A 436-nucleotide genomic window follows, 5' to 3' on the forward strand; every position below is an offset into this window, starting at 1 on the left:
AAGGAACTCGCCGCCATCACCGACGGCGCGGGCACCTTCGCCGCGGCACCGAACTTCGCGTTCGAGCACGCCGCCGCCCGCGGCCTGCCCAAGGACGGCGAGAGCCTCGACCTGAGCAACGTCATCGGCCTGATCAACGGCAGCGAGCCGGTCACCACCTCGTCGATGCGCAAGTTCAACGACGCGTTCGGTCCGTACGGACTGCCCAAGACCGCGATCAAGCCGTCCTACGGCATGGCCGAGGCGACGCTGTTCGTCTCCTCCACCAAGCACAGCGACGAGGCCAAGGTCATCTACGTCGACCGCGACGAGCTGAACCGCGGTCGCATGGTGAAGGTCGACAAGGACGCCCCGGGCGCAATCGCCCAGGTGTCCTGCGGCTACGTCGCGCGCAGCCAGTGGGCCGCGATCGTCGACGCCGAGACCGGCGGCGAAC

1 pseudogene is annotated in these 436 nt (G+C 68.6%); it reads left to right on the forward strand.

The features are described 5' to 3' along the window. Window positions 1-436, forward strand: a pseudogene (locus AC1DYG_RS19845) (fatty-acid--CoA ligase); the annotation flags it as partial.

The sequence above is a fragment of the Pedococcus sp. P1_H8 genome (assembly GCF_056405175.1).